We start from the raw sequence: 6,407 nt of genomic DNA on the forward strand, positions 1-6,407 counted from the left end.
CTTCCTCTCGTTCATGTTTACTCAGGCGTCGTCGGGCTTATCGTAGAGACCTGGTTCCATGCGGCTTGTCCCGCCATCTTCCGCAAGCCGACATTCAAACTCGTCACGCAGGAATGGGTCTTCCATCCAGTAGGGGATGGATGTGCCGCCCTCGGTAATGTCCATGCCGGTGTGATCAATCTGTTTCGCGCCGGGCGGCAAGCCGGTCACCAGGCTTGGGTGATTGGGACCGTTCCACATGATCAAGCGAAACGGTTCTTTCGAGGCATTGAAATGCTGGTGATACCAGCGAGCGCCGCCAGGTGCCGCGCTGACGATCCCGAAAGGACCATAATCAACCCGTTCGACCAGGTGACCGTTCCCATCTGCCCAGGGATTCACTCCCAGCCGCTCAGGCCAGGTATAGGTATACCCATGGCCGCCGATACACATCAGCACGGTTGCTGAGGTATGGGCGTGAGCTTTTGCGTACCGACCGGTTTCATGTTGGCCAATCTTGATGTAGAACTTGTTGCCCGTCATCTGCGGTTCGACCCGGCGATACCCCGGGGACCGACGGTTGTCGTAAGGCAGGTCCGCGTTGATGAGATCCGGAATGTAGTTGGTGCGCTGCATTGCCAGGCCCCGAATCGGATCCGGCTCTATGTCCTCGTTGTGCACATAGAAGTCATCCGATTCGGAGAAACGATCGGTGAACTTGTAGGGACAATTAAAGATGAAATCGACGTCGCCAATCAGATTAATCAGGTTTGGTGCGGTCGTGCCAACAGTAATCAGCGCGGGTTTCGAGGTAGCGTTTACGATACGGTGATAGGCGTTGACCGGAATGGAGAACAACGAGCCTTTCTGCCATTCAAAGGTGTGCTTCTTGCCGCCTTCTTCCAGCCAAACTTCGGTGGATCCGCGCCCCTCCACCACAAACACCACCTTCTCATACAGGTGTTTTTCAACATTGAGCGCTCCGGCCGCCGGAATTTCGGCAATGTAGAACCCCCACTTTCCTTCCGAGCCATTCAACTGGATATAACTGCCACGGCCTCCCAGTCGCGGCCAGTCGGCCAGTGGCAAATCCTTGACCGACCCAATGCCAATACCCCGAAAAACCGGTACACCTTCGGAATCCATGAACTTGTCATAATCCGATTTGGGTTGACCAAAAGAGCCAAAACCGGCCCGCTTTCCCTTCCCCGGCTCTTCCCATTTTTCTGCCGTTTCACCGCTTGCCTGCTGAGACATTGCATTTCCTCACGTTAAGATCGTCGTAGAATCGCTTCCAGGGCCATGGGCTGACCGCGCCAACAAGCAGCGTGGTCAGCCCCGGTCATCACTCGGTTCCCAGCAGTTCAACGACTTCGTCTGGCGCTGCAAACAGTTTCTCGTAGGCATCCGTCATCTCCGCAGGGCTGGCGTAATCGCCCCAAGGACGGCCTGCGCGCTTGGCTTCCTCGGCTGCCTCTGGATCCTGGACCACCTTGTAGAAGGCATCCTGCAAAGCTTTCAGGCGATCCTCAGGCACACCAGGCGCTGTAAAGAACGGGCGGCCCACCAACATCTGACCTTCCAGAACCTCCGCCACCTGCAGCCACTTACCGGTAAGCGCAGTCTTCACGTTTTCAACATTGTCGATGTCTGGGTGACTGCCCAGTTTGCTAATCACCTTGAAGCCCTCATCCTTGATCTGGTCAAGGGCACTGCCATAGGTATTGATGGTGCCTTGTGCCTCATCGCGGAGAACCGCAAGGGTCTGATCGGAAGTGCCTTCATACCCGGTAATGATTTTTACCGGGTATCCGGATTCCTCCAGCATCAAAGCCAGCTGGTAAGAGCCTGCAGACCGCCCACTAACGGCAAAGCTGAAATCGCGCCCGTGGTTTTCACGGTAGTTTTTAAGATCTTCCAGGTTATTCACAGGCACATCTGGCCCCGCCAACCAAACCCTGGTGGATTTGGAGACGCTGCCCAGAGGACCAAACTCCAGGGTCTTATAGCGAATCTCGGACCCACCAAGTCTTTCAGAAACCGCCAGCTCACGCGCCGGAATAAGGATTTCAGTGCCGTCTTTAGGCGCACGGTTGAACATGTAGTTGGTGGCCACCAGACCACCCGCACCAGGCCGATTAACCGCAATTACATCCGGGTTACCCGGAATGTATTTCCCGATGTGACGGGCGACCAGCCTGCCGTAAAAGTCGTAGCCACCTCCCGGAGTTGACCGAATGACAACCGAAACGGTCTTACCTTTGTAGAAATCGGCAACCGCACTGTCATCCTGAGCCAGCGCGGATGAGGAAAAAGCTCCGCCACCTGCCGCCAACGCCATCATTGCGAAAAGAAAACCAATGCATTTTTTTGTCGTTTTAACCATGGTTGAATCCTCTCTATCGGTTTTGTTGTTTTTACTCGTTAGCACTTTCATTTCTGCCCCCGTCATCGCGTTTTGAACCGCGATCCAAACACTGAAGCCCCATGCATCACCCGTCGAAAGTCGCCGGATGGATTGTGCCTCTCATGAGAGCCACTCCAGAATCAGCCCCTGGGGAAAAGGCAAATTCAGCAGTTGGTTGAAAACCCCCCATACCACGGCGGCAACACCTGCGGACATGGCAATAACAAACATGGGGCGTTCCTGGTGCCGCCACAGGTAGAGCCCCACCATGAGCGGTACTGAAATATAAAACCCAATCAAGAACAGCCCGAGCAGCAAACCCGCCAGCCAGCAGAACTGTTCAGCGGCTCTTAGCCGTCCGATGCGTGATTTCTCGACATCGGTTATCGCAAAATCGGCTGCGCCATCCTGCTGGTTGGTCTTTCGATCCGCTTGTGTTTCGTCTGTTCTCCACGCCGTCCAAAGCTCGCGCCCAAGCTGGATCGAGATCAGTACGAGCCCAAGAATGCCAACCGTCATGGGAAAGAGCTTTGCCTGCATTGGTTTGCCGGCCGCCTCGTAGATGACGTAGGCAAAAATCAGGAGCATGCCCAGGGTTACAAGTGAAGATCTCGGCAGATAGCTCATTGCTTGGCCTCCTTCGGGTCACGGCGATCGTTTGTTGAGCCATACCACCGGCGCATCAGGGAGGGGTATGCCACGATAACCACCAAAACCACCATGAGAGTTAACGCACCCGGCCTCGCCAGAAAACCAAACCCGTATACCTGGAAAGATGTCCAAAGGAAGTTTTCGGCCAGCGGCCCGAGCACGACTCCCAATAGCAGTGGCGGGCGCGGCCAGCCACCGGCTCGAAGGACATACCCCACGATGCCGAAGCCCATCATGACGACAACATCATCGATGCGGTTTGAGTTGGCAAAACTGCCCAACACAGCCATCGCCAGAATCACGGGGACAAGAACACTCGGCCGCAACATGGTCGCCATCGCAAGTTGCCGGGTGAACAACAGGCACAACAAAGTGGTGATGATCGAAGCAATAATCAGAAGCCAGATGATGGAAAACGTGACATCCAGTTGGGTCGTCAGGATCTCCCGGCCCGGCTTGATACCAACGATCAGCAGCCCACCGAAGATCAATGCCAAAGTACTGCTGCCGGGAATGCCGAACGCGAGCGTCGGAATCAGAGCACCCCCCTCTTTTGCATTGGTAGCGGCATCGACTGCGATAACCCCTCGAACATCGCCCTTGCCGAAGGTTTCGCTGGCACCCTTGCAGGTCTGCCTGGCATGCCCATAGGCAAACCAGTCGGCTACGGACGATCCCAGCCCCGGGATAATGCCAACCCAGACCCCGACGAACGCGCTGCGTACGACCAGCCACCAGTGTGTGAATGCATCCTTGATTCCCTGCCGACGGCCCTCGCTCAGGTTTCCAAGTTCCACGTTGGAAACCCCCTGACCACGGGATGCCATGAAGATCAGTTCCGGTATGGCAAACAAGCCGATGGTCAGGGGCACAAGCCCGATCCCGTCGAACAGATAGACCGAGTCAAAGGTATAGCGCGGCACACCGCTCAGCGAATGAATGCCCATCATCGAAATAGCCAGGCCAAGCGCGCCCACCGCGATACCTTTGAGCGGCGCATTACCGCTCAGAGAACCCACCATGACAACGCCCATCATGGTCAGCATGAAAAACTCTGGCGCACCCATCAAAAGGACAAGGGGTCGCACCACGGGAATAGCGGCCAGCAACACAATAGCTCCGATGACACCGCCCAGCGCAGAAGCGGTAAACGCCGCAGCCAGTGCGCGGGCAGCCTCGCCCCGTTGCGCCATGGGATAGCCATCCATAATGGTCGCCTGCGAACCGCCGCCTCCTGGCACCGAGAACATGATCGCGGTTATGGAGTTGGCGGTATTGCTGACTGCCCAAATGCTAACGATAAGCGCGACCGCCTCGAATTTCTCCAAGACGAAGGCGAACGGAAGCAAAAGCGCGATGGCGGTCTTGCTGCCGACGCCTGGCATTGCCACCAGCGTCGAGCTGATGACAATACCCACCAACATCAACAGGAATGCTTTCCAGTGCATGATGCCCAGAAAGCCTGCCCAAGCTGCGTCTAACATCGACATGAACGTGTCCACTCCCGAACGGTGCGGGCTGACTCAACGACCGACGATGCAGTTTCACCGGATTTGGAGACGTTGAGAGGCCTCACAGTTTTGTTGTTATTGAAAGTATTCATCACTGAATTCAGTGGTAACCGATTTATTTTCTTTACTGGAACCGGGAAGGGGCTCACCGTCTGAACCCGTCCGCGTCCAGGGAGAGGCTTCGGCATCTACCACGCAACCGACACGCAGCAACACCAGCGCTTCACCCGGCTCGGCGTGGAAGTAGTAACGGCAGCCTCGGGGCAAAAGAATGCCCTCATTCCGCGAAAACGTGACTGCCTCTCCCTCCAGCCCGTAAAACGTGGCCCGACCCTGGAGAACAATGAACGTATGGTCCTCGTTGGTGTGGGCGTGCAGGGTATTTTCGCCGCCCTCAGCGTAAGTCTTGAGGTTTACCCACATCCGGTCCGTGGCCGCCAGCAACGCCGACCCACGACCTTTTTTCGGCAGCCGAACCCGCATCCGGAAGGTCTGCGGCTTTCGCAAATCGTGCTCGGCGAGGTGTGCTGCCAGAGCCCGCTCCAAACCACCTTTTCCGGTGTTCAGATTCGAAGGCTCGTGGCCTCTGGTCTGGGGGTTATGAATGGCTGGTGACATAGCGTTTTTATCTCTGTTTAAGATTATTTTTCTGCTGTGCAAAAACCGTCCAACTTCCCTATCAATTCAACACCTAAAATGGGTAAGGACAAATGGTGTTTTCGGTATTTTGTATAACCGGATCGATATAAGCTGAACTTCGCAATTCTCCAGGGAAAAGTTGCAGAGCCCGGCGCTAGAACCTGCCGGGCCCTGCTCCGGTTTCAGTTCGCGTTCTTGATAATCGCAATCACATCATCGGGCGATTTGTACGCTTCAAGAACGATGTCCTGAACCTCTTCACCGCCGACAAAATTAATACCCAACGCCTGGTTCGCTGCCTCCTCCAGGAAGGCAGGATCTTCCGCTGTTTTTGCCAGCGCCTCCCGCAGGACGGCGACTCGGTCCTCGGGAACTCCCGGAGGCGCAACGTAAGGACGTCCCATCACCTGCCGTGCAAACAAAAGATTGAGTACCTGGCGCTGTTTTTGAGTTTCAGCAAATTCAGTCACCAGAGGCACATCAGGAAGCTCGCTGTGCTTTTTCAGTGACATCTGGAACAGCAGGTTGACCTTGCTTTGTTCAGAGCCATCGTTCAGTTGTGCAAACCAGTCCGAACGTCGAGATTTGGCGCTACTCCAGGACCAGCCACACCGCCCCATGACCTCGCCACGTTCCATTGCCAGCAAAATATCGTTGCCACCCGGGTAACCGGAAATAACGTTCAGTTTGAAACCAAAAATTTCGCTCAGTACCCGCGGGAAAAGATCGGTATCTGCGCCAGATCCTGTTCCACCAACAGTCATGGACGTTTCTTTCAGGTCCTGCCATCGATCAATTCCGGATTCATGCCAGGAAACGCAGATGCTGGTCTCGTTATTCAAACTGCCAAGCCAGTTCATCTCGCCAGGCTCGAATTGGGCCTGCGCATTGCCAAACAGCGGCTCGAACGCCATACCGCGTCCAATAGTGGCAATGACAGTCCCATCATTTTCCGCGATATTGGTAATCTGATTGGTCAGTACCAGGCTTCCGGCCCCGGGCACGTTCCGCACCACCACGTTGGGATTGCCCGGAATATGCTTGCCCAAATGCCGCGAAAGCGTGCGGGCATAGGTGTCGTAGCCGCCACCCGCCGAATAACCGATCATCAGCGTCAGTGTCTTGCCTTCGTAGAAGTTCTCAGCGCTGTCCTGAGCCTGCGCCGTTGAAAATCCGACCAAAGCTGCCAAGCCGAATGCGGTTAGTGTTCTAGATAAAAA

General features: G+C 55.5%; 6 protein-coding genes. All 6 read right to left on the reverse strand.

Going from position 1 to position 6,407, the window contains the following annotated elements; all coding sequences use genetic code 11:
* Positions 1–21 precede the first annotated feature (21 nt).
* Positions 22–1,236 carry a cupin domain-containing protein gene (locus MDG893_RS09945; RefSeq protein ID WP_007153645.1) on the reverse strand — a complete coding sequence of 405 codons (1,215 nt, stop codon included), beginning with the start codon at positions 1,234–1,236 and terminating at the stop codon, positions 22–24.
* Between the two features lie 88 nt (positions 1,237–1,324).
* Entirely contained in the window at positions 1,325–2,365 is a 1,041-nt protein-coding gene (locus MDG893_RS09950) for a Bug family tripartite tricarboxylate transporter substrate binding protein (protein ID WP_244264413.1), read from the reverse strand.
* 141 nt (positions 2,366–2,506) lie between these two features.
* Positions 2,507–3,013 carry a tripartite tricarboxylate transporter TctB family protein gene (locus MDG893_RS09955; protein ID WP_007153647.1) on the reverse strand — a complete coding sequence of 169 codons (507 nt, stop codon included), beginning with the start codon at positions 3,011–3,013 and terminating at the stop codon, positions 2,507–2,509.
* A complete protein-coding gene (locus MDG893_RS09960; RefSeq protein WP_007153648.1) occupies positions 3,010–4,527 on the reverse strand; it encodes a tripartite tricarboxylate transporter permease in 1,518 nt (505 codons plus the stop codon). Before MDG893_RS09960 ends, MDG893_RS09955 begins: the two co-directional genes overlap by 4 nt.
* A gap of 96 nt (positions 4,528–4,623) precedes the next feature.
* Positions 4,624–5,166, reverse strand: coding sequence for a cupin domain-containing protein (locus MDG893_RS09965; RefSeq protein ID WP_007153649.1), 543 nt, complete (start codon positions 5,164–5,166; stop codon positions 4,624–4,626).
* A 203-nt stretch (positions 5,167–5,369) separates the two neighbouring features.
* Positions 5,370–6,407: Bug family tripartite tricarboxylate transporter substrate binding protein (locus tag MDG893_RS09970; protein ID WP_425268454.1), on the reverse strand; the 1,038-nt coding region annotated here is incomplete at its 5' end.

Origin of the sequence: Marinobacter algicola DG893, assembly GCF_000170835.1 — a bacterium.
Lineage (GTDB): Bacteria > Pseudomonadota > Gammaproteobacteria > Pseudomonadales > Oleiphilaceae > Marinobacter > Marinobacter algicola.